This is a genomic window from Citrobacter sp. 172116965 (assembly GCF_013458095.1).
Lineage (GTDB): Bacteria > Pseudomonadota > Gammaproteobacteria > Enterobacterales > Enterobacteriaceae > Citrobacter > Citrobacter braakii.
In genome coordinates this window covers 1,601,629-1,622,374 of sequence record NZ_CP046673.1, presented here as the reverse complement: position 1 = coordinate 1,622,374, position 20,746 = coordinate 1,601,629, and the positions used below count along the sequence as shown (strand labels likewise).

Here is a 20,746-nt window from a genome sequence, read left to right as displayed (position 1 = left end):
AAATTAAAGCATGGATCTGTTAATGCCATGGATGGTGGCTATTTTTATCCCACTTGGATTGCTGTTTGGCAGCTTAGCCAACGTGATTATTTATCGTCTGCCGCTGATGCTTGGCGTAATAGATGAGGATGATTCAGAAGGGGCGGCTGTTAATTTGTGGTGGCCGCCGTCGCACTGCCCTGCCTGTAAATCGGATATTAAGCCCTGGGATAATATTCCGGTTCTCAGTTGGCTGTTACTGAAGGGCAAATGCCGCCAGTGCGGCATTGCGATCCCGGTTATTTATCCGGTTTCTGAACTGGCGATGGGGCTGGTATGGGGGGCGCTGGCCTGGTTTTACCTGCCGCAATGGTCTCCTCAGCTCGCGCTGGCGTATGCACTGTTGTTTATGGTGCTCTACAGCGCGGCGGTTATCGATTTTAAACATCTGATTCTGCCGGACGCGCTGGTCTTCACCGTGCTCTGGGGCGGGCTACTGCTTGCCGCATCGGGCTACTCCATGGTGCGGGTGAAGGACGCGGTTTATGGCGTCGCCGTCGCCTGGCTGCTGCTGTGGGGCGTGATGAAGCTGTGGGAGACGTTGTGCAAACGCGACGGTCTGGGCTACGGCGACGTCAAGCTCTACGCCGCCTGCGGGGCATGGCTTGGCTGGCAGCGCCTGCCGGAATTACTCTGTTTTTCGGCGCTGGCCGGGCTGCTGTTTTACGCCTGCGTGCGGTGCTTTTATACGCAAGAGGATGACAAACATCGCTTTTATATTCCGTTCGGTCCGGCTATCGCGCTGGTCGCGTTTTTACTGCTGCTCTGACGGGGGTCGATCGTGTCGTGTCTGATATGGAGCATATGGCTGACAATGTCGCCGCTGGCGACGACCAGCTGCGAGCAGGCCTGGCAGCAGGCTTTCGTTCCGTCATTACAGGCGGCGCAAGTGTGGTCAGAAGAGAACCTGAGGATGCCGTCCAGCGCTGCGGCGGTGGTTGATGATAACGCGCCGGTACGCTTTATCTGGCCCGTGGCGAAGCGCCAGATCAGCTCAGGATTTGGACAACGCCTGCACCCTGTGCTGGGGCGCATGATGCAGCATAAAGGGATGGATATTCCTGTGCCATTCGGCAGCAGCGTGCATGCAATTGCCGACGGCGAAGTGGTGGAGAGCGGCTACGGTCGCGGCACCGGATACTTTATCACTCTCCGTCATGCAGACGGCTGGCTGAGTCGCTATTTTCATCTCGCCTCTGCGCGGGTGCGTAAGGGCGAAAAGCTGACGGCGGGCGAAGAGATCGCCGCATCCGGCAGCAGCGGTTTTAGCACCGGCCCGCACCTGCATCTGGAAATTGCCTGGCGGGGCGTGGCGCTCGACCCGCAGCCCTTGCTGAACAACACCCCGATGCTGGCGCGCGCCGGGCGGGCGTCCACGGAAGAAAAATCCGACGCTCAGCCTCGGGTCGTGCTGGTTTCTCAGGGACCGGGCGGAACCCGGATTACCGTCCGGTTTAACAACAAAACGCGCACCGTGGCACCAGGCAGTATGGTGTTTGGCGACTATCAGGTCGTGCTGTTGCGCAGTGGTAAATATCAGATTATTTCCGCTGTATAACAAGGAGCTACACAATGGAAAAAAAGAAAAGGATCGCTTTATCGGCGGGGTTGCTGGCGGCAGCGCTGCTTTTTAACCCAGGAGTGTTGGCAAGTGACGACACTCAGGAGCCAGAGAACAGCAAAGGGCATTTTGGCTTTCTGCCTCCGCAGCCACCGCTGAAACTGCCGGGATCACATTATTTTCTCGTTAAGGTTTCGAGTGATTTTAACAGTCTGGGTATGCCATCGCTTGGTCGCTATCAGACCACAGGCGTGAATGTTTACTGGAAAACCAAGGGCGTCGATCAGGAGCGGGGGCGTCCGCGATTTTCTTTTATTGGACCGAATCTGCCAAATTGTCCATTTTCGTTCGGTGCGCCGTGTAGCGTTACTTTGGCTAATGCTGAAGGCGATGATGAGAGCACAGCCCGTAATAGAAAACTGTTTCAACTAGGATCATCGGAGCATCTGGAAGGGTTAGTCTGGGTTTATTCTAACACCGGTGCGGCTACTGGATCCACTTGGCTTGGTTCACCCAAAGCTAACGATGACATATATTGCTACGACCCAAAGTATTATAGAACTGATTATAGTAGGAGAACGCGATTTTTTCGGGGGTTTTATTTGGGATATAAAGATTGCGGAAATAACATAGAGGACAAAGCAGACATGCCTGAGCCTGATAATGATGTCCAGCTTTCTGCTATGTTCAATACGCAAGATCCAGAACTCTGCGAAGATGCGGGTTCCTTGTACTGTGGTGGTTATCAACGTCCTGGTGCTGCGGGAGGTAAACCCAGCGGCTATATCTATATCCCCAGTAATAATCTGGAGTATATGGTTATTGAGGTAATGGGGTTTGAAGCTCAACGGGGTAATCCGGGTTCTCTTTATACTTTCCCCATTATAGCGATAAAATATACCAGCGTGAGTCCAGAAAACTATGAGATGGAATTTCTCTCAACGAATGACTCCTCAACGAATGACTCGGGTGATTCGAATCCGCCCCCTATTCTGAAATCGTTTTATGAGAAAGGTTTTACCTCTTTCAGAAACATGAACCCAGTGGCGTCCGACCTCCACTTGAATGAACCGGAACGTAACGACAGCGACGGATACGGTCGCATTTTGGATTTCAGAAATATTGACTATCTGGAGGTGGACATTAAATCTGTCGCCCATATGGAGATACATGATGGTGGCACCCGCGCCCCCATGGCAAGGGATAATTACATGGGTTCGGGTATCGGTGGAGTAGGGGTTAAACTTCGCAAATATGACTGGAAATGTTCATCAGGCCCTAAGGAACTCCCTGAATATGTAGTCGTCCCTGCTGGGGAAACCAGTGAAAGTTATCTGAAGAAGATATGTGCCTACAAGACGCGCTATTAATAGCTGACCGGCGGCGTCTGCGCCGTATGAGTTAATTTGTTACCCGCGAGGTTCACACGGATGTAAACCTCGCTTTTATCTTTAAACAGGCTTTTCCTGCTCTGACTGATGGCGTTAGTAGGCGTTCACCACGACCCACATCGGTCCCTGCCCCACTGCATAACGCCCCTTCTCTGCCAGCAGCCCCTGCTCGCCAGCAATCTCATACACCGCGATATGGTGCGATTTTTGCCCGGCGGCAATCAGGTACTTACCGCTGTGATCGATATTAAAACCGCGCGGCTGAGTTTCAGTAGGCTGGAAACCCTCTTTGGTCAGCACGCTGCCATCTTCAGACACGCTAAAGATCGTAATCAGGCTTGCGGTGCGGTCACAGGCGTACAGATGACGACCATCCGGTGTAATGTGAATATCCGCTGCCCAACGGGTATCAGTGAAATCAGCCGGCATCATATCCAGCGTCTGCACACACTCAATCTTGCCGTACGGATCTTTCAGCGCCCAGACGTCAACGGAGCTGTTCAGCTCATTCACACAGTAGGCAAATTGCTTATTCGGATGGAACGTCATATGACGCGGGCCAGCACCTTCAACGGTGGTCACTTCCGCCGGTTCCTGCGCCACCAGATGTCCATCATCGCTTACCTCAAACAGACAGATACGATCCTGTTTCAACGCCGGAACCCACAGGATACGGTTATCCGGTGAGATGTTGGCCGAGTGGCAGCCGTCCAGACCTTCAACCACGTCAACCTGTTCCACCGGCAGGCCATCTTCCAGACGCGTGACGCTCACGCTCCCGGCGTTATAAGAGCCGACAAACACGAAACGTCCCTGATGATCGGTAGAAATATGCGTCGGGCTACCCGGCAGCGCAGACTCCGCCGCGAAGGTCAGCGCACCGTCATCAGGCGCAATGCGGTAAGCCAACACGCGAAACTCCGGGCGCACGCCAACATAGAGGTAGCGCTTATCCGGGCTGACGACCATCGGCTGTACCTGACCCGGCACATCAACCACCTGCGTCAGCGTCAAAGAACCATCATGATTCAGGCTCCAGACGTGGATTTGCTGACTTTCAGGGCTGGCGGTATAAACGGTTTGCTTCATGAATACTCCTTTGCTTTTTGGCAGGTGGCTGCAATTGCCTGACACACGCCTAAGGTAGACGCTTTTAACGGTGAATGCTTAATTAAGGCGCAGAATTTTGTCCGGCTCCCGTCTCGGTGTACCATTCCAGCAGATAAAATTCTCAACCTTAATCTGGAAATAACTATGACCGCACGCGTGATTGCCCTGGATTTAGACGGTACCCTGTTGACTCCGAAAAAAACCTTACTGCCATCCTCTCTTGAAGCGCTCGCGCGCGCCAGAGAAGCAGGATACCAACTTATCATTGTCACAGGTCGCCATCACGTTGCTATTCATCCTTTTTATCAGGCACTGGCGCTGGATACACCTGCAATTTGCTGCAACGGCACCTACTTGTATGATTATCAGGCAAAAACGGTACTGGAATCCGATCCCCTTCCGGTAAACCAGGCATTACAGCTGATCGAAATGCTGGATGAACATCAGATCCACGGGCTGATGTATGTGGATGAGGCCATGCTGTATGAGCGCCCAACCGGGCATGTGGTGCGTACAGCTAACTGGGCGCAAACCCTGCCGCCGGAACAGCGCCCGACCTTCACCCAGGTCCCTTCGCTGGCGCAGGCCGCACATGACGTTAACGCCGTCTGGAAATTTGCCCTCACCGACGAAGATATTCCGAAACTGCAGCAGTTTGGTAAGCATGTTGAACAACAGTTGGGGCTGGAGTGTGAATGGTCCTGGCACGATCAGGTCGACATTGCCCGTAAAGGCAACAGCAAAGGACGACGCCTTACCCAGTGGATTGAAGCACAGGGCGGGTCAATGGAAAACGTCATTGCCTTTGGTGATAACTTTAACGATATCAGCATGCTGGAAGCCGCAGGTACCGGCGTGGCGATGGGTAATGCGGACGACGCGGTCAAAGCGCGCGCCAACATCGTAATTGGTGACAACACCACCGACAGCATCGCGAAATTTATCTACTCCCACCTGCTGTAATCACGCGGTAATCGATACGCTCTTAATTTGCGCGTACAGCCACAGGCCAGGTTTGATACCCAGTTCATCCCTGGCCCACGGGCTGATCCTCGCCCACAGCGTTTTACCGCCCACTTCAAGCTGAACCTCCACCTGACCATTATCGTCATAGCACTGCGCGACTTTCGCCCGCAGCACGTTACGAATACTGGTCTGCTGCGGCGGTTGAAGCACCAGCGAAACATCAGATGCCTGAATACGAATACGCAGCGCAGTTTGCAGCGGTTGATTCAGCTTATTGACCCATAGATGCTGATCGCCAAGCGCCAGTGCAGTCATTGCGTAATGTGGATGATGTTCCAGCACGCTGACTTTCAGAATGCTGCTTTGCTGTTCCTTTGGTAGCCACGGGTGCATCACGCTGCTGCCCCAGACATCTTCCAGCGAACCGAACGCTTTGACCTGCCCGTTTTCCAGCACCATCACTTTGTCTGCCAGGTGCAAGATTTCATCGAGCGAGTGGCTGACGTACAGCATCGGAATATTAATTTCACGCGCCAGGCGTTGCAGGTAAGGCAACAGTTCGCGCTTACGCGGGATATCCAGCGAGGCTAACGGCTCATCAAGCAACAACAGTTCCGGCGCGGTAAGCAGCGCCCGACCGATGGCTACGCGCTGTTTTTCACCGCCAGAAAGCCCGCCGGGCAGACGGTCAAGCAGCGATTCAATGCCCAACAGGGCCACCAGCTTATCAAACTGTCCGGCCATACTTTTCGCCATACCGTAACGCAGGTTGCCGCGCACTTTATAATGCGGAAACAGGCGCGCATCCTGGAAAACATAGCCCACCCGGCGTTTTTCGGGCGTTAAACAGATACCGTTCTCGACGTCGTTCAAAACCCGTCCGTTAAGCACGATGCGCCCGGACTGCGGCTGCGTCAGGCCGCTGATGGCGTTAATCAGCGAGGTTTTACCCGCACCGGAAACGCCAAAAATAGCGGTGATCCCACTGGCTGGCAGCGTTTCGTTGAGCGTCAGGCAATGCGTCCCCAGCGTTTGGGAGAAATTAAGTTCCAGCATGATTACCGCCCCGTCCGTTCACGGCTAATACGCGCCAGCCATTCAGAAATCAGCAGTGAAATCAGCGCTAACACAATAGAAATGATACATAACCTTGCCGCCGCGCTTTCGCCGCCGGGGGTCTGGATCAGGGTATACATCGCCGATGGGATAGTGCGGGTTTCGCCAGGAATGTTGGAGACAAAGGTAATCGTTGCGCCAAATTCCCCGAGGGAACGCGCGAACGCCAGCACCGTACCGACAATAATGCCAGGTAGCATCAGCGGTAAAGTAATCGTGACAAATACGCGCCAGCGTCCAGCGCCCAGCGTGCGGGCCGCCTGCTCCAGCTTGACATCGACACCTTCCAGCGCCAGACGAATAGCCCGTACCATAAGCGGGAAAGACATCACCGCCGCAGCCAGTACCGCACCGCGCCAGCTAAAGGCAAAGGTAATGCCAAACCAGTCGTACAGCCATTCGCCAATGAATCCGCGGCGTCCCATGGCGACCAACAGCAGATAGCCCACCACGACCGGCGGCAGTACCAGCGGCAAATGCAGAACGCTGTCGAGCAGCGCTTTGCCCGGGAACTTGCATCGCACAAGCAGCCAGGCAAAGAAGATCCCAAACGGCAGACTAAACAACACAGCCAGGGAGGAAACTTTCAGGCTCAGTATGACGGCCTGCCATTCAGGATCGGTCAGTATCATTACTTGGTCGTAAATCCATAACGTTTAAAGATTTCAGCAGCCTGCGGTCCTTTCAGGTAATCATAGAACGCTCTGACCGTTGCGTTTTTGTGCCCATCAACAATTGCGATAGGGTATTCCACTTTTTTGTGTGAATCTTCCGGGAAAGTCGCAACAACTTTTACGCCCTTACTGGCGACAGCATCGGAACCATAGACGATCCCCAGCGGCGCTTCGTTACGCTCTACCAGCGCCAGCGCACCGCGCACATCTTCGGCAGGTGCCAGTTTCGGGGCCAGGGTATCCCATGCCCCCAGTTTTTGCAGCGCTTCTTTAGCATAAATGCCCGCCGGAACATGTTCCGGATCGCCAACAGCCAGACGCCCACCATTTAACAAACGGGTCCAGTTGGTTTTGCTGTCGATGGTGAAGTCTTTCTGCGCACTGTCTTTCGGTGCGACAACCACCAGGCTGTTACCCAACAGCGTTTCACGCGTGGCGGTATCAATCGATTTTTTGTCTACTGCGTAATCCATCCATTTCTGATCGGCAGAGATAAACAGATCGGCCGGAGCGCCTGCTTCAATCTGGCGCGCCAGCGTGGAAGAAGACGCAAAAGAAGAGACAACGTCAACGTTCTTCTCTTTTTTGTATTGCGTCGCAATATCCTGCATCGCGTTAGTCAGTGAAGCCGCTGCGAAAACAGTAATTTTTCCTTCATCCGCCAGCGCATGCCCGGCAACAGTAAGAGAAAGTGTTGCCCCGGCAAACAAGCGTAACCATGTACGTGCCATCTGTAACTCCTTTGCGTTTCGTTATGTAGTCGCAAATATAACGAGTAAACAAGGATTTTCCCAGTGGTTATTGATACCAATTTGAGGTTACACGAAGAAAATATCGGCAGGGAAAGCAGGATCTTGAGAAACGGTAGACAGAGAAAACGGGTTGGAAGGCATAAAAAATATAAACGCCCGACTGAGCGGGCGTTTGGGGAATCAATGATTCTGTCTGGACTGGTCTTTTTGACCGATACCGGAGAAAATGTTGAACACTTCACCCAGTCCGTAAATCAGACCCAGAATGATGGCCATTACCACAGGTACCATGATTACGGCGAATACCAGACTTTTCAATAACTCTAACATGGTCAACTCCAGATGTAGTCCTTAGCTGTATTCTAACCACATAACGCAGAAAAGCACTCCCCTTTTGTGCGGTCGGCTTTGCTCAGGCACGGTTTTCCGTCACAATACCCTTTTTTGCCAGGAGCTTGTGATGCAGGCCGAAATCCTTCTTACGCTGAAACTTCAGCAAAAACTGTTTGCCGATCCCCGTCGCATTTCTCTGCTTAAGCATATTGCGCTTTCCGGCTCTATCAGTCAGGGCGCGAAGGATGCAGGTATTAGCTACAAAAGCGCCTGGGATGCGATTAACGAAATGAACCAACTCAGCGAGCAGACGCTGGTTGAGCGCGCCACAGGCGGCAAAGGCGGCGGCGGCGCAGTGTTAACGCGCTACGGCCAACGCTTAATCCAGTTGTATGATTTGCTGGCGCAGATCCAACAAAAAGCCTTTGATGTTTTGAGCGATGACGATGCGCTACCGCTCAATAGCCTGCTGGCGGCTATCTCTCGATTTTCACTGCAAACCAGCGCCCGTAACCAATGGTTTGGCACAATCACCGCCCGCGACCACGATCAGGTCCAGCAGCATGTCGACGTCCTGCTGGCCGATGGCGAAACGCGCCTGAAAGTGGCGATCACTGCGCAAAGCGGCGAGCGTCTGGGTCTTGAGGAAGGTAAAGAAGTACTGATTCTGCTGAAAGCGCCGTGGGTGGGAATCACTCAGGACGACGCCATCGCTCAGGCCGCCGATAACCAGTTGCAGGGCACGATTAGCCATATTGAACGCGGTGCGGAACAGTGTGAAGTGCTGATGACGTTACCAGACGGCCAGACGCTGTGCGCCACCGTTCCGGCCCAAGACGCCGCAACACTGCAAGAAGGCGCTAACGTCACCGCCTGGTTTAATGCAGACAGAGTGATTATCGCCACGCTGTGCTGAGTAGATTGACATCAGCCTGAAGAACACGTATCCCTGTTATTAATCGCTGCAAATAATGGGATACAAAATGTCATCGTTGCAAATTTCGCAAGGCACGTTTCGTCTTAGCGACACAAAAACGCTCCAGTTAGATGCGTTGACGTTAAACGCGGGTGATAGCTGGGCGTTTGTTGGCGCTAACGGGAGCGGGAAATCCGCGCTGGCCCGCGCACTGGCGGGTGAGCTGCCGCTTCTGAAAGGCGAGCGTCACTGTCAGTTCACGCGTATTACCCGACTCTCCTTTGAGCAGCTACAAAAGCTAGTCAGCGACGAGTGGCAGCGAAACAACACCGATCTTCTTAGTCCCGGTGAAGACGACACCGGGCGCACCACCGCCGAAATCATCCAGGATGAGGTCAACGATCCCGCCCGCTGCGCTGCGTTGGCGCAGCAGTTTGGCATTTCTTCCCTGCTCAACAGGCGTTTCAAATACCTTTCCACCGGTGAAACACGCAAAACCCTGCTCTGTCAGGCGTTAATGTCCGCGCCGGATTTACTGATCCTTGATGAGCCCTTTGACGGGCTGGACGTGGCGTCACGCCGTCAGTTAGCAGAACTGCTCGCGGAGTTGCATCAGGCCGGCTTTACGCTGGTGCTGGTACTTAACCGCTTTGATGAAATTCCCGAATTCGTGCAGTTTGCTGGCGTACTTGCCGATTGCACGCTGACAGAAACCGGCGCAAAAACCGACCTTCTGCAACAGGCATTAATCGCTCAGCTTGCCCATAGCGAGCGGCTGGAAGGAATTCAGTTACCTGAACCGGACGAGCCTTCGGTGCGCCGTACGTTGTCAGATAACGAGCCGCGAATTGTGCTTAACGATGGCACGGTCTCGTATAACGATCGCCCTATCCTTCACCATTTGAGCTGGCAGGTAAATCCGGGGGAACACTGGCAAATCGTCGGCCCCAACGGTGCGGGAAAATCAACTCTGCTCAGTTTAATCACCGGCGATCACCCCCAGGGCTACAGCAACGACCTGACCCTGTTTGGCCGTCGCCGTGGCAGCGGTGAAACTATCTGGGATATCAAAAAACACATCGGCTACGTCAGCAGCAGTCTGCATCTGGATTACCGGGTGAGTACCACAGTTCGCAACGTTATTCTCTCTGGTTATTTTGATTCAATCGGCATCTATCAGGCCGTTTCCGACAGGCAGCACAAGCTGGTGCAACAGTGGCTGGATATTCTTGGCTTCGATAAACGTACCGCGGATGCGCCATTTCATAGTCTTTCCTGGGGACAGCAGCGGCTGGCACTGATTGTTCGCGCGCTGGTTAAACACCCGACGTTGTTGATCCTTGACGAGCCTTTGCAAGGGTTAGATCCGCTCAATCGCCAACTGATTCGCCGTTTTGTGGATGTGCTAATCGGTGAAGGTGAAACTCAACTGCTGTTCGTCTCTCACCACGCCGAAGATGCCCCAGCCTGCATAACCCATCGACTGGAGTTTGTGCCCGAGAACGACATCTACGCCTATCGACTAACGTCTCTGCGTTAGTTTTCATTGCAGGGCGTTTATCACGCCCTTTTTTTCTGCTTTTTTTCAGACAAACGCTGAAATAGCAACCTAACATAATGATTTAAAATAAAATAACCATTAAAAATGCGTGAAACTTATGGAGTGTAAACGATTCCACTAATTTATTCCATGTCACACTTTTCGCATCTTTGTTATGCTATGGTTATTGCATACCATAGGCTTAACGGAGCGAATTATGAGAGTATTGGTTACAGGTGGTAGCGGTTACATTGGAAGCCACACATGCGTGCAGTTGTTGAAAAACGGTCACGAGGTGGTGATCCAGGACAATCTCTGCAACAGCAAACGCAGCGTTTTGCCCGTCATTGAGCGTTTAGGTGGCAAGCAGCCGACCTTCGTGGAAGGGGATATCCGTAACGAAGCGCTGATAACCGAGATTCTGCACGATCATGCCATTGACACGGTCATTCATTTTGCGGGTTTAAAAGCCGTTGGTGAATCGGTTGCCAAGCCGTTGGAGTACTATGACAACAACGTCAATGGCACCCTGCGTCTGGTGAATGCAATGCGCGCTGCCAACGTGAAAAACTTCATTTTTAGTTCCTCCGCGACCGTCTATGGCGATCAGCCACAAATTCCTTACGTTGAAAGCTTCCCCACCGGCACGCCGCAAAGTCCGTACGGCAAAAGCAAGCTGATGGTAGAACAAATCCTGACCGACCTGCAAAAAGCACACCCCGACTGGAGTATCGCCTTACTGCGCTACTTTAACCCGGTTGGTGCTCATCCGTCGGGCGATATGGGGGAAGATCCGCAAGGTATTCCCAACAACCTGATGCCTTACATCGCACAAGTTGCCGTGGGCCGCCGCGAGTCGCTTGCCATATTTGGCAACGACTACCCAACTGAAGATGGCACCGGCGTTCGCGACTACATCCACGTGATGGATCTCGCCGACGGCCACGTCGTCGCGATGGAAAAACTAGCGGGCAAACAGGGTGTGCATATTTACAACCTCGGAGCAGGCATCGGCAGCAGCGTACTGGACGTGGTCAACGCCTTCAGCAAAGCCTGCGGTAAACCCATTAATTACCATTTCGCCCCGCGCCGTGACGGCGATCTTCCGGCTTACTGGGCAGATGCCAGCAAAGCCGATCGCGAGCTCAACTGGCGCGTGACCCGCACACTGGATGAAATGGCACAAGACACCTGGCACTGGCAGTCACGCCACCCGCAAGGATATTCGGATTAAGGACCAATCATGACGCAATTCAATCCTGTCGATCATCCACATCGCCGTTTTAACCCGCTCACCGGGCAGTGGATCCTCGTATCACCGCATCGCGCCAAACGCCCGTGGCAAGGCGCACAGGAAACCCCGTCTAAGCAGGTACTGCCTGCACATGACCCGGACTGTTTCCTGTGTGCTGGCAATACGCGCGTTACCGGTGATGTAAATCCGGATTACACCGGAACCTATGTTTTTACCAATGATTTTGCGGCGCTGATGTCCGATACCCCGGACGCGCCAGACAGTCACGATCCGTTGATGCGTTGCCAGAGCGCGCGCGGTACCAGCCGCGTAATTTGCTTCTCGCCCGATCACAGCAAAACGCTGCCAGAACTCAGCGTCCCTGCGCTGACAGAAATCGTAAAAACGTGGCAGGAGCAGACCGAAGACTTAGGGAAAACCTATCCCTGGGTGCAGGTATTTGAGAATAAAGGCGCGGCGATGGGGTGCTCGAACCCGCACCCGCACGGTCAAATTTGGGCCAACAGCTTTTTGCCCAACGAAGCTGAACGTGAAAATCGCCTACAGAAAGCATACTTCGCCGAACAGGGCGCGCCGATGCTCGTTGATTACGTCCAGCGTGAACTGGCAGACGGCAGCCGTACGGTCGTTGAAACTGAGCACTGGCTGGCGGTTGTCCCTTACTGGGCCGCGTGGCCGTTCGAAACGCTGCTGCTGCCGAAAGCGCATGTGCTGCGTATTACCGATTTGACCAACGAGCAGCGTGCTGACCTGGCGCTGGCGTTGAAAAAACTGACCAGTCGTTACGACAACCTGTTCCAGTGCTCATTCCCCTACTCCATGGGCTGGCACGGCGCGCCGTTTAACGGTGAAGAAAACGAACACTGGCAGTTGCACGCGCACTTTTACCCGCCGCTGCTGCGTTCCGCGACCGTGCGTAAATTTATGGTCGGTTATGAAATGCTGGCAGAAACCCAGCGAGATCTGACTGCAGAACAAGCGGCTGAGCGACTGCGTGCGGTCAGCGACATCCATTTTCGCGAATCCGGAGTGTAAATAATGAGTCTGAAAGAAAAAACACAATCTCTGTTTACAGAAACGTTTGGCTACCCTGCCACCCATACTATTCAGGCACCGGGTCGTGTAAACCTGATCGGCGAACATACCGATTATAACGACGGCTTCGTTCTGCCCTGCGCCATCGACTATCAAACCGTCATCAGCTGCGCGGCACGCGACGATCGAAAAGTACGCGTCATCGCCGCTGATTACGACAATCAGGTTGATGAGTTCTCTCTCGATGCGCCGATTATCGCCCACGACAGCCAGCAGTGGTCAAACTACGTGCGTGGCGTGGTAAAGCATCTGCAAAAGCGCAATAACGCCTTTGGCGGCGCGGATCTGGTGATCAGCGGTAACGTCCCGCAGGGTGCGGGCTTAAGCTCTTCTGCCTCACTGGAAGTCGCTGTTGGTACGGTATTCCAGCAACTCTATCATCTGCCGCTCGACGGCGCGCAGATTGCCCTGAATGGCCAGGAAGCTGAAAACCAGTTTGTCGGTTGTAACTGCGGCATCATGGATCAGCTGATCTCCGCACTTGGCAAGAAAGATCATGCGCTGCTGATCGACTGCCGTACGCTGGGCACCAAAGCCGTTTCTATGCCCGAGGGTGTAGCGGTGGTGATCATCAACAGCAACTTTAAACGCACGCTGGTCGGTAGCGAATACAACACCCGTCGCGAACAGTGTGAAACTGGCGCGCGTTTCTTCCAGCAGCCAGCGCTGCGTGATGTCAGCCTCGAAGCGTTTAACGCTGTCGCCCACGAGCTGGATCCGATTGTTGCCAAACGCGTGCGCCACGTCATCACGGAAAATGCGCGTACCGTTGAAGCCGCACAGGCACTGGAAAAAGGCGACCTGCTGCGCATGGGCCAGCTGATGGCGGAATCTCACGCCTCAATGCGCGATGACTTTGAAATCACGGTGCCGCAAATTGATACGCTGGTAGAGATTGTCAAAGCGACCATCGGTGATCAAGGCGGCGTGCGTATGACCGGCGGCGGTTTTGGCGGCTGCATCGTGGCGCTGATCCCGCAAGATTTGGTTCCTGCCGTACAGCAGGCTGTCGCCGCACAGTACGAGGCAAAAACCGGTATTAAAGAAACATTCTACGTCTGCAAACCTTCACAAGGAGCCGGACAATGTTAAACGAAATCCCCGTGCAGGCTCCGGACGGTCAACCGTTTCGCCTGCTCACCCTGCGCAATGACGCAGGGATGGTAGTCACGCTCATGGACTGGGGCGCGACCCTGCTCTCTGCGCGTATTCCGCTTAGCGATGGTAGCGTGCGCGAAGCATTACTCGGCTGCGCCAGTCCGGAACAATACCCGGAACAGGCTGCATTTCTGGGGGCTTCGATTGGCCGCTACGCGAACCGTATCGCCAACAGCCGCTATACCTTTGCTGGCGAAACCGTTGAATTACTGCCGAGTCAGGGCAATAACCAACTGCACGGCGGACCAGACGGTTTCGACAAACGTCGCTGGCAGATAGTCAATCAGAATGACCGTCAGGTGCTGTTCGCCTTAACGTCTGACGATGGCGATCAGGGCTTCCCAGGCCATCTTTGCGCCACCGCGCAGTATCGCCTGACTGATGATAATCGTATTTCGATAACTTATCGTGCCACGGTCGATAAACCCTGCCCGGTGAATCTGACAAATCACGTCTATTTTAACCTCGACGGCGATAAAACGGATGTGCGCCAGCATAAGCTGCAAATTCTGGCGGACGAGTACTTACCGGTTGACGAAATGGGTATCCCGCATGATGGACTGAAATCCGTCGCCGGTAGCACGTTCGATTTCCGCACCCCTAAAATCATCAGTAGTGAATTTCTGGCCGATGACGATCAGCGTAAGGTGAAAGGTTACGATCACGCCTTCCTGCTTCAGGCACAGGGCAATGCGCGTACGCCGGTCGCTCAGTTGTGGTCGCAGGATGAAAAACTGCAGATGGTGGTCTACACCTCGGCCCCGGCATTGCAGTTTTACTCCGGTAATTTCCTCGGTGGTACGCCTTCCCGCGGGCCAGAGGCCTACGAAGACTGGCAAGGCCTGGCACTGGAAAGTGAATTTCTGCCGGACAGCCCGAACCACCCTGAGTGGCCACAGGCGGATTGCTTCCTGCGTCCGGGTGAAGAGTATGCCAGCGTGACGGAATATCAGTTTATTCCAGCTTGATCGTTTCCCCTCCCAGGCCCGATGACGTATCTTTTCGGGCCTGGTGCTTGTTAATCACAGTAGAACCGCTCAAATCCCCACCACTCAAAGACAAAATCGCAACCTTGAGTTCACAAGAACCTTACACTGTAGCGCTATTTTCGCTATGGTTATGCGTAAGCATTGCCGCTTACACATTACGGCAATATAATGAGAATTATTATCATTCGATATGATTTATAGGAGTGAATGTATGGCTGTAACTAAGCTGGTTCTGGTACGTCACGGTGAAAGTCAGTGGAACAACGAAAACCGTTTTACCGGTTGGTATGATGTTGATCTGTCCGAGAAAGGCGTGGGCGAAGCAAAAGCGGCAGGAAAACTGCTGAAAGAGGAAGGCTACAGCTTTGATTTTGCTTATACCTCCGTGCTGAAACGTGCCATCCACACCCTGTGGAACGTACTGGACGAACTGGATCAGGCCTGGCTGCCGGTTGAGAAATCCTGGAAACTGAACGAACGCCATTACGGTGCGCTGCAGGGTTTGAACAAAGCAGAAACCGCGGAAAAATACGGTGATGAGCAGGTTAAGCAGTGGCGTCGCGGCTTTGCGGTTACCCCGCCGGAACTGACCAAAGACGACGAGCGTTACCCGGGTCACGATCCGCGTTATGCGAAGCTGACCGACAAAGAGTTACCGGTTACCGAAAGCCTGGCGCTGACCATCGATCGCGTTATCCCTTACTGGAATGAAACCATTCTGCCGCGCATGAAAAGCGGTGAGCGCGTAATTATCGCCGCTCACGGTAACTCTCTGCGTGCGCTGGTTAAATACCTGGATAACATGGGCGAAGATGAGATCCTTGAACTGAACATCCCGACCGGCGTACCGCTGGTGTATGAGTTCGACGAAAACTTCAAGCCGATCAAACACTACTATCTGGGTAACGCTGACGAGATCGCAGCAAAAGCGGCGGCCGTAGCGAACCAGGGTAAAGCGAAGTAATTTTCGCGGTAAGTTGAAGACAAAGCGTGGATTTCTCCACGCTTTTTTATTTCGGCCCTACCAGAAAATGTAGGCCAAATAAGGCATCGCCCCATCCGATAGTCTGCACCGGAATGCCTGATGGCGCTACGCTTCTCAGGCCTACGGGACTTGGTTAACCGCGACGCGCTTTTACCGCATCCGCCAGTTGACGCAACACCGCATCGGTATCTTCCCAACCAATGCAGGCGTCGGTGATGCTCTTACCGTAGGTCAGCGGCTCACCGCTATCCGGATTCTGATTACCTTCCACCAAATGGCTTTCGATCATCACGCCAATAATTGCTTTTTCGCCACCGGCGACTTGTCCGCAAACATCCTTAGCAACATCCATCTGCTTTTTGAACTGCTTGCTGGAGTTGGCATGGCTGAAGTCGATCATCACTTGCGCAGAGAGTCCTGCTTTGACCAGGCCTTCTTTCACGTCCGCAACGTGCTGAGCACTGTAGTTCGGCTCTTTGCCACCGCGCAGAATGATATGGCAATCGCCATTACCACTGGTATTCACGATCGCTGAATGACCCCATTTGGTGACAGACAGGAAGCAGTGCGGTGCCCCAGCAGCGTTGATTGCATCAATCGCCACTTTGATGGTGCCATCGGTACCGTTTTTAAAACCAACCGGGCAGGACAGACCCGATGCCAGCTCGCGGTGCACCTGAGATTCTGTTGTACGTGCCCCAATCGCGCCCCAGCTCATCAGATCGGCGAGATATTGTGGGGTGATCATATCGAGGAATTCACCCGCAGTCGGCAATCCGCTGTCGTTGATATCCAGCAGCAGTTTACGCGCAATGCGCAGCCCATCATTGATCTGGAAGCTGTTGTCCATGTGCGGGTCGTTGATAAGCCCTTTCCAGCCAACGGTGGTACGCGGTTTTTCAAAATAGACGCGCATGACGATTTCAAGCTCACCTTTTAACGCTTCGCGCAGCGCCAGCAGACGAGTGGCATACTCTTTGGCACCTGCCGGATCATGAATAGAGCACGGCCCAATCACCACCAGAAGGCGATCGTCGCTCCCTTTCAGAATTTTATGAATCGCCTTACGGGCATGAGCCACCGTATTGGCGGCATTTTCAGTAGCGGGGAATTTTTCCAGCAGTGCGACTGGTGGTAATAACTCGTTGATCTCTTTAATGCGTAAATCGTCGTTCTGATAATTCATGATTATTCCAGCGTTGCCATACTTATATAAATGAATGCAATCCCTCCAATCTATATCTTCAATCATAAAGTGTAAACGGGGTTTTACACTTTGGACGGATTAATCCTGGAATTGGCCAAAAAAACGCAATAAAGTAGCGAAAAACGAGATCCAAACTACAATTTCTAACTGTAACAGCTTTAATTTTCATAGATTTCAAGATTCTATGCTGGTTTTAATTTCCATAGCAAAACGATTAACCACATATTAATGATGTAACTGGCACATGCACTGTTGGAAGACGTTATCCGACATATCGACCTTAACAGGAGCATATTATGCATATGACAAAGCTGGCTTCACTCTTCCTTACCGCTACACTCAGCCTCGCCAGCGGCGCGGCACTGGCTGCTGAAAGCAACGCGCAGTCCAATAACGGTCAGGCAAATTCCTCGGCTGATGCAGGACAAATCGCCCCAGACGCCCGCGAAAACGTGGCGCCAAATAATGTCGACAACAGTAACGTGAATTCAGGTGGCACAATGCTGCACCCGGACGGTTCATCAATGAACCATGAAGGGATGACCAAAGATGAGATGCACAAAAACACGATGTGTAAGGACGGTCGCTGCCCTGATGTGAATAAGAAGGTTGAGACCGGAAACGGCATCAACAATGATGTTGACACAAAAACTGATGGCACCACGCAGTAACGCTGAAATTAAAGCTAATAACGGGAGAGCAATAGCTCTCCTTTTTAATTTTATCATCCCAAAAACGGTATGATGGCATACAGTAAAGATGAGAATAACAAAGGGATGGCATAATGGCGCACGCACATACTCATACTTCCTCTGAGCAACCCAAGGACAATAATGCCCGCCGACTGATGTTCGCATTCTGCATTACAGCCGGATTTATGTTGGTTGAAGTGGTGGGTGGAATACTTTCTGGTTCACTGGCCTTGCTGGCCGACGCAGGGCATATGCTCACGGATGCTGCGGCGCTGCTTTTCGCGCTGCTGGCCGTCCGGTTTTCCCGTCGCCCGCCCACAATACGACACACCTTCGGCTGGCTGAGGCTCACGACGCTGGCCGCATTTGTTAATGCCATCGCATTGGTCGTTATCACCATTTTAATCGTCTGGGAGGCGATTGAGCGCTTCCAGACACCTCGCCCCGTGGCTGGCGGCATGATGATGGTTATTGCTGTCGCGGGTCTACTGGCCAACGTGCTCGCTTTTTGGGTTTTACATCGCGGCAGTGAAGAGAAAAATCTGAACGTCCGCGCCGCGGCGCTGCATGTGATGGGCGATTTACTCGGCTCTGTCGGGGCAATCATCGCTGCGCTGATTATTATCTGGACGGGCTGGACACCCGCGGACCCAATTCTCTCGATTCTGGTTTCCGTGCTGGTGCTGCGTAGCGCCTGGCGATTGCTAAAAGATAGCGTTAATGAATTACTGGAAGGTGCCCCGCTGACGCTGGATATCGCCGCACTGCAGCGCCATCTCAGCCGGGATATCCCTGAAGTCCGCAACGTTCACCATGTCCATGTCTGGATGGTGGGCGAAAAACCGGTAATGACGCTGCATGTTCAGGTGATCCCGCCACACGATCACGATGCGTTGCTGGAGCGTATTCAACATTTCCTTATCCATCACTACCAGATTGAACACGCCACAATCCAGATGGAGTATCAGCCGTGCAATGGGCCGGACTGTCACCTGTATCAGGGCGTGTCCGGCCATTCACATCATCACCATTAATGAGAAAGCGCGTGGGAACCCCGCTCACGCGCGCTGTTAATCCACATCCTGCTACCGTTCAAGGCGATAACCGTCAGGATCATATATTCCAGCGACATGGCATATACGCCTTGCAGGGCAAAGATCACCACGCTAATGACGTTAATGATCACCCACAGCAACCAGTTTTCAACGTATTTGCGCGTCATCAGGATCATCGCCGCAATCGACAGCACCATCATGCAGGAGTCCCAGAACGGGAATGCATCGGGTTGTAGTTCAGGCACAACAACCTGTAATCCCAATGTCTGCATAATATTCACTGCAATGCCTGTCAGGAACGCAAAGACCGGATCGATATAGATCGACATCAGGCCGATCGCCACCACGCAAGCCGCCAGCCAGCCGATCGCTTTTGGAAGCGGTAGCCAGCGAATTTTCAGTTCCGCTTCATGCTGGTTGGTTTGCCGGGACCAGGCATACCAGCCGTAGATATTTGCGGCAAAGAAGAAAACTTGCAGCAACAAGCTGGCATAGAGCTGGATCTGAAAGAAGATAATTGCAAACAGCGTGACGTTTATCAGACCGAAGAAGTAATTGCTGATTTTCTCAAGGCTCGCCAGGCCAATACACAGCAACCCGGCGATCGTTCCCACGGCTTCGATCCACGACAAATCGTAACCACCCGCGCCAATCGGAATATGTACCAGAATGTTCTGCGTGCTAAAAAAGTCCATCTTTTCCCCCAGAGCAAAAATAAATAATTACGCTCGAAGTGTAGCCGCAAATTCCAACATACGGTTTAACGGCAAAAGCGCCCCTTCTCTCAGCGAGTCCTCAACATGTATCTCATGAGCCGCGCCGCCATGTTCCAGGCCCTCAGCAATCGCTTTCAGGCCATTCATCGCCATCCACGGACAATGCGCACAGCTGCGACAGGTTGCCCCCTCGCCAGCCGTCGGAGCTTCAAGCAGCTCTTTATCCGGAACGGCCTGCTGCATTTTGTAAAAAATGCCCCGGTCAGTCGCCACAATCAACTGCTTATGCGGTAACGATTTAGCCGCGTTGATGAGCTGGCTGGTTGAGCCAACCGCATCTGCCATATCAACGATAGACTGAGGGGACTCCGGGTGCACCAGCACCGCGGCATCAGGGTAAAGCCCTTTCATGCGTGTTAAGGCCTGGGTTTTAAACTCGTCGTGGACGATGCAGGCGCCCTGCCAACAGAGCACGTCTGCGCCGGTCTGTTTTTGCACGTAGTTGCCCAGATGTCTGTCCGGAGCCCAGATGATTTTTTCACCCAAACTATCAAGATGCTCAATAAGTTCAACCGCGATACTGGAAGTCACGACCCAGTCCGCACGTGCTTTAACGGCAGCAGAGGTATTGGCGTAAACCACCACGGTACGATCCGGATGCGCGTCGCAAAATGCGCTGAACGCGTCAATCGGACAGCCCAGATCTAATGAACATTCCGCCTGTAAGGTCGGCATCAGTATGGTCTTTTCCGGGCTGAGAATTTTGGCGGTTTCTCCCATAAACCTCACGCCCGCAACCAGCAGCGTAGAGGCAGAATGCTTTGCACCGAACCGCGCCATCTCCAGAGAATCAGAAATACAGCCCCCGGTCTCTTCCGCTAACTGCTGAATTTCAGGATCGGTGTAATAATGCGCGACCATAACGGCATCACGCTCTTTCAGCAGGCGCTTGATTTTTTCACGATAAAATTGCTTTTCATCCACACTTAGCGGTACTGGCTTCGGCGGAAACGGATAAATTGCTGCTTCTGGATCAAACATCACGCTCATTTGCTTTCTCGTTTCACTGGCTTAACGAAATGACCGATTAAAAGCGTGACGCACGCCATATTCGGTTTGATTTGTTTTGTATGCTAAACAAGATAGCGGATTGGCGCAGAAAAGTCACAATAATTGCGTGTGATAAATGCCAGATG

The 20,746-nt window shown here is 53.0% G+C and carries 21 protein-coding genes; 13 read left to right on the top strand and 8 right to left on the bottom strand.

Annotated features, from left to right (window positions below):
• Window positions 1-10: 10 nt before the first annotated feature.
• Genes GPJ68_RS07675 through GPJ68_RS07665 form a run of 3 tightly spaced genes read left to right on the top strand, consistent with a single transcriptional unit; the run spans window position 11 to window position 2,970 of the window.
• Window positions 11-808, top strand: a complete 798-nt coding sequence (locus GPJ68_RS07675) for an A24 family peptidase (RefSeq protein ID WP_172860554.1) — start codon at window positions 11-13, stop codon at window positions 806-808.
• A gap of 12 nt (window positions 809-820) precedes the next feature.
• Complete coding sequence (locus tag GPJ68_RS07670) at window positions 821-1,597, top strand: M23 family metallopeptidase (protein ID WP_230330197.1); 777 nt, start codon at window positions 821-823, stop codon at window positions 1,595-1,597.
• Window positions 1,598-1,611: 14 nt separating this feature from the next.
• Window positions 1,612-2,970 (top strand): hypothetical protein, encoded by a 1,359-nt coding sequence (locus GPJ68_RS07665; RefSeq protein WP_019076316.1) that lies wholly within the window; start codon window positions 1,612-1,614, stop codon window positions 2,968-2,970.
• Between the two features lie 114 nt (window positions 2,971-3,084).
• On the opposite strand, the gene pgl is transcribed toward GPJ68_RS07665, so the two are convergent.
• Complete coding sequence (pgl, locus tag GPJ68_RS07660) at window positions 3,085-4,080, bottom strand: 6-phosphogluconolactonase (protein WP_049042052.1); 996 nt, start codon at window positions 4,078-4,080, stop codon at window positions 3,085-3,087.
• Window positions 4,081-4,245: 165 nt separating this feature from the next.
• Here pgl and GPJ68_RS07655 point away from each other — a divergent pair, with 165 nt between their 5' ends.
• Window positions 4,246-5,064 carry a pyridoxal phosphatase gene (locus GPJ68_RS07655; RefSeq protein WP_016152329.1) on the top strand — a complete coding sequence of 273 codons (819 nt, stop codon included), beginning with the start codon at window positions 4,246-4,248 and terminating at the stop codon, window positions 5,062-5,064.
• Here GPJ68_RS07655 and modC read toward each other — a convergent pair whose 3' ends face one another.
• The 4 genes from modC to GPJ68_RS07635 all read right to left on the bottom strand — a co-directional run bounded on the left by modC (window position 5,065) and on the right by GPJ68_RS07635 (window position 7,939).
• The gene (gene modC / locus GPJ68_RS07650; RefSeq protein WP_104651680.1) at window positions 5,065-6,123 is read right to left on the bottom strand and encodes a molybdenum ABC transporter ATP-binding protein ModC; all 1,059 of its coding nucleotides are present in this window, start codon (window positions 6,121-6,123) and stop codon (window positions 5,065-5,067) included.
• A gap of 2 nt (window positions 6,124-6,125) precedes the next feature.
• Window positions 6,126-6,815, bottom strand: coding sequence for a molybdate ABC transporter permease subunit (gene modB, locus GPJ68_RS07645; RefSeq protein ID WP_016152327.1), 690 nt, complete (start codon window positions 6,813-6,815; stop codon window positions 6,126-6,128).
• A complete protein-coding gene (gene modA, locus GPJ68_RS07640) occupies window positions 6,815-7,588 on the bottom strand; it encodes a molybdate ABC transporter substrate-binding protein (protein WP_104651681.1) in 774 nt (257 codons plus the stop codon). The genes modB and modA overlap by 1 nt, the downstream gene beginning before the upstream one ends.
• Window positions 7,589-7,789: 201 nt before the next feature.
• A complete protein-coding gene (locus GPJ68_RS07635; protein WP_003023026.1) occupies window positions 7,790-7,939 on the bottom strand; it encodes an AcrZ family multidrug efflux pump-associated protein in 150 nt (49 codons plus the stop codon).
• 130 nt (window positions 7,940-8,069) lie between these two features.
• On the opposite strand from GPJ68_RS07635, the gene modE reads away from it, so the two are divergent.
• From modE to gpmA, 7 genes are all read left to right on the top strand, one after another.
• A complete protein-coding gene (modE, locus tag GPJ68_RS07630) occupies window positions 8,070-8,858 on the top strand; it encodes a molybdenum-dependent transcriptional regulator (protein ID WP_016152325.1) in 789 nt (262 codons plus the stop codon).
• 67 nt (window positions 8,859-8,925) lie between these two features.
• Window positions 8,926-10,398 carry a molybdate ABC transporter ATP-binding protein ModF gene (gene modF, locus GPJ68_RS07625; protein WP_049042046.1) on the top strand — a complete coding sequence of 491 codons (1,473 nt, stop codon included), beginning with the start codon at window positions 8,926-8,928 and terminating at the stop codon, window positions 10,396-10,398.
• A gap of 217 nt (window positions 10,399-10,615) precedes the next feature.
• Window positions 10,616-11,632, top strand: coding sequence for a UDP-glucose 4-epimerase GalE (galE, locus tag GPJ68_RS07620; protein WP_180837219.1), 1,017 nt, complete (start codon window positions 10,616-10,618; stop codon window positions 11,630-11,632).
• Window positions 11,633-11,641: 9 nt separating this feature from the next.
• Entirely contained in the window at window positions 11,642-12,688 is a 1,047-nt protein-coding gene (galT, locus tag GPJ68_RS07615; RefSeq protein WP_016156021.1) for a galactose-1-phosphate uridylyltransferase, read from the top strand.
• A 3-nt stretch (window positions 12,689-12,691) separates the two neighbouring features.
• Window positions 12,692-13,840: a galactokinase gene (gene galK / locus GPJ68_RS07610; protein ID WP_019076310.1), complete on the top strand. Its 1,149-nt coding sequence runs from the start codon at window positions 12,692-12,694 to the stop codon at window positions 13,838-13,840.
• Window positions 13,834-14,874 (top strand): galactose-1-epimerase, encoded by a 1,041-nt coding sequence (gene galM / locus GPJ68_RS07605; RefSeq protein WP_019076309.1) that lies wholly within the window; start codon window positions 13,834-13,836, stop codon window positions 14,872-14,874. The genes galK and galM overlap by 7 nt, the downstream gene beginning before the upstream one ends.
• A gap of 232 nt (window positions 14,875-15,106) precedes the next feature.
• Window positions 15,107-15,859, top strand: a complete 753-nt coding sequence (gene gpmA, locus GPJ68_RS07600; protein WP_003022999.1) for a 2,3-diphosphoglycerate-dependent phosphoglycerate mutase — start codon at window positions 15,107-15,109, stop codon at window positions 15,857-15,859.
• 154 nt (window positions 15,860-16,013) lie between these two features.
• Here gpmA and aroG read toward each other — a convergent pair whose 3' ends face one another.
• A complete protein-coding gene (gene aroG, locus GPJ68_RS07595; RefSeq protein WP_104651682.1) occupies window positions 16,014-17,066 on the bottom strand; it encodes a 3-deoxy-7-phosphoheptulonate synthase AroG in 1,053 nt (350 codons plus the stop codon).
• A gap of 317 nt (window positions 17,067-17,383) precedes the next feature.
• Between aroG and GPJ68_RS07590 the strand changes: the two genes are divergently transcribed.
• Both GPJ68_RS07590 and zitB read left to right on the top strand, forming a co-directional pair.
• A complete protein-coding gene (locus GPJ68_RS07590; RefSeq protein ID WP_016156018.1) occupies window positions 17,384-17,758 on the top strand; it encodes a YbgS-like family protein in 375 nt (124 codons plus the stop codon).
• 113 nt (window positions 17,759-17,871) lie between these two features.
• A complete protein-coding gene (gene zitB, locus GPJ68_RS07585) occupies window positions 17,872-18,813 on the top strand; it encodes a CDF family zinc transporter ZitB (RefSeq protein ID WP_019076308.1) in 942 nt (313 codons plus the stop codon).
• Here zitB and pnuC read toward each other — a convergent pair.
• Both pnuC and nadA read right to left on the bottom strand, forming a co-directional pair.
• The gene (gene pnuC, locus GPJ68_RS07580) at window positions 18,810-19,529 is read right to left on the bottom strand and encodes a nicotinamide riboside transporter PnuC (protein WP_104651683.1); all 720 of its coding nucleotides are present in this window, start codon (window positions 19,527-19,529) and stop codon (window positions 18,810-18,812) included. The genes zitB and pnuC overlap by 4 nt on opposite strands.
• 27 nt (window positions 19,530-19,556) lie before the next feature.
• Window positions 19,557-20,600 (bottom strand): quinolinate synthase NadA, encoded by a 1,044-nt coding sequence (gene nadA, locus GPJ68_RS07575; protein ID WP_016152315.1) that lies wholly within the window; start codon window positions 20,598-20,600, stop codon window positions 19,557-19,559.
• Window positions 20,601-20,746: the final 146 nt, after the last annotated feature.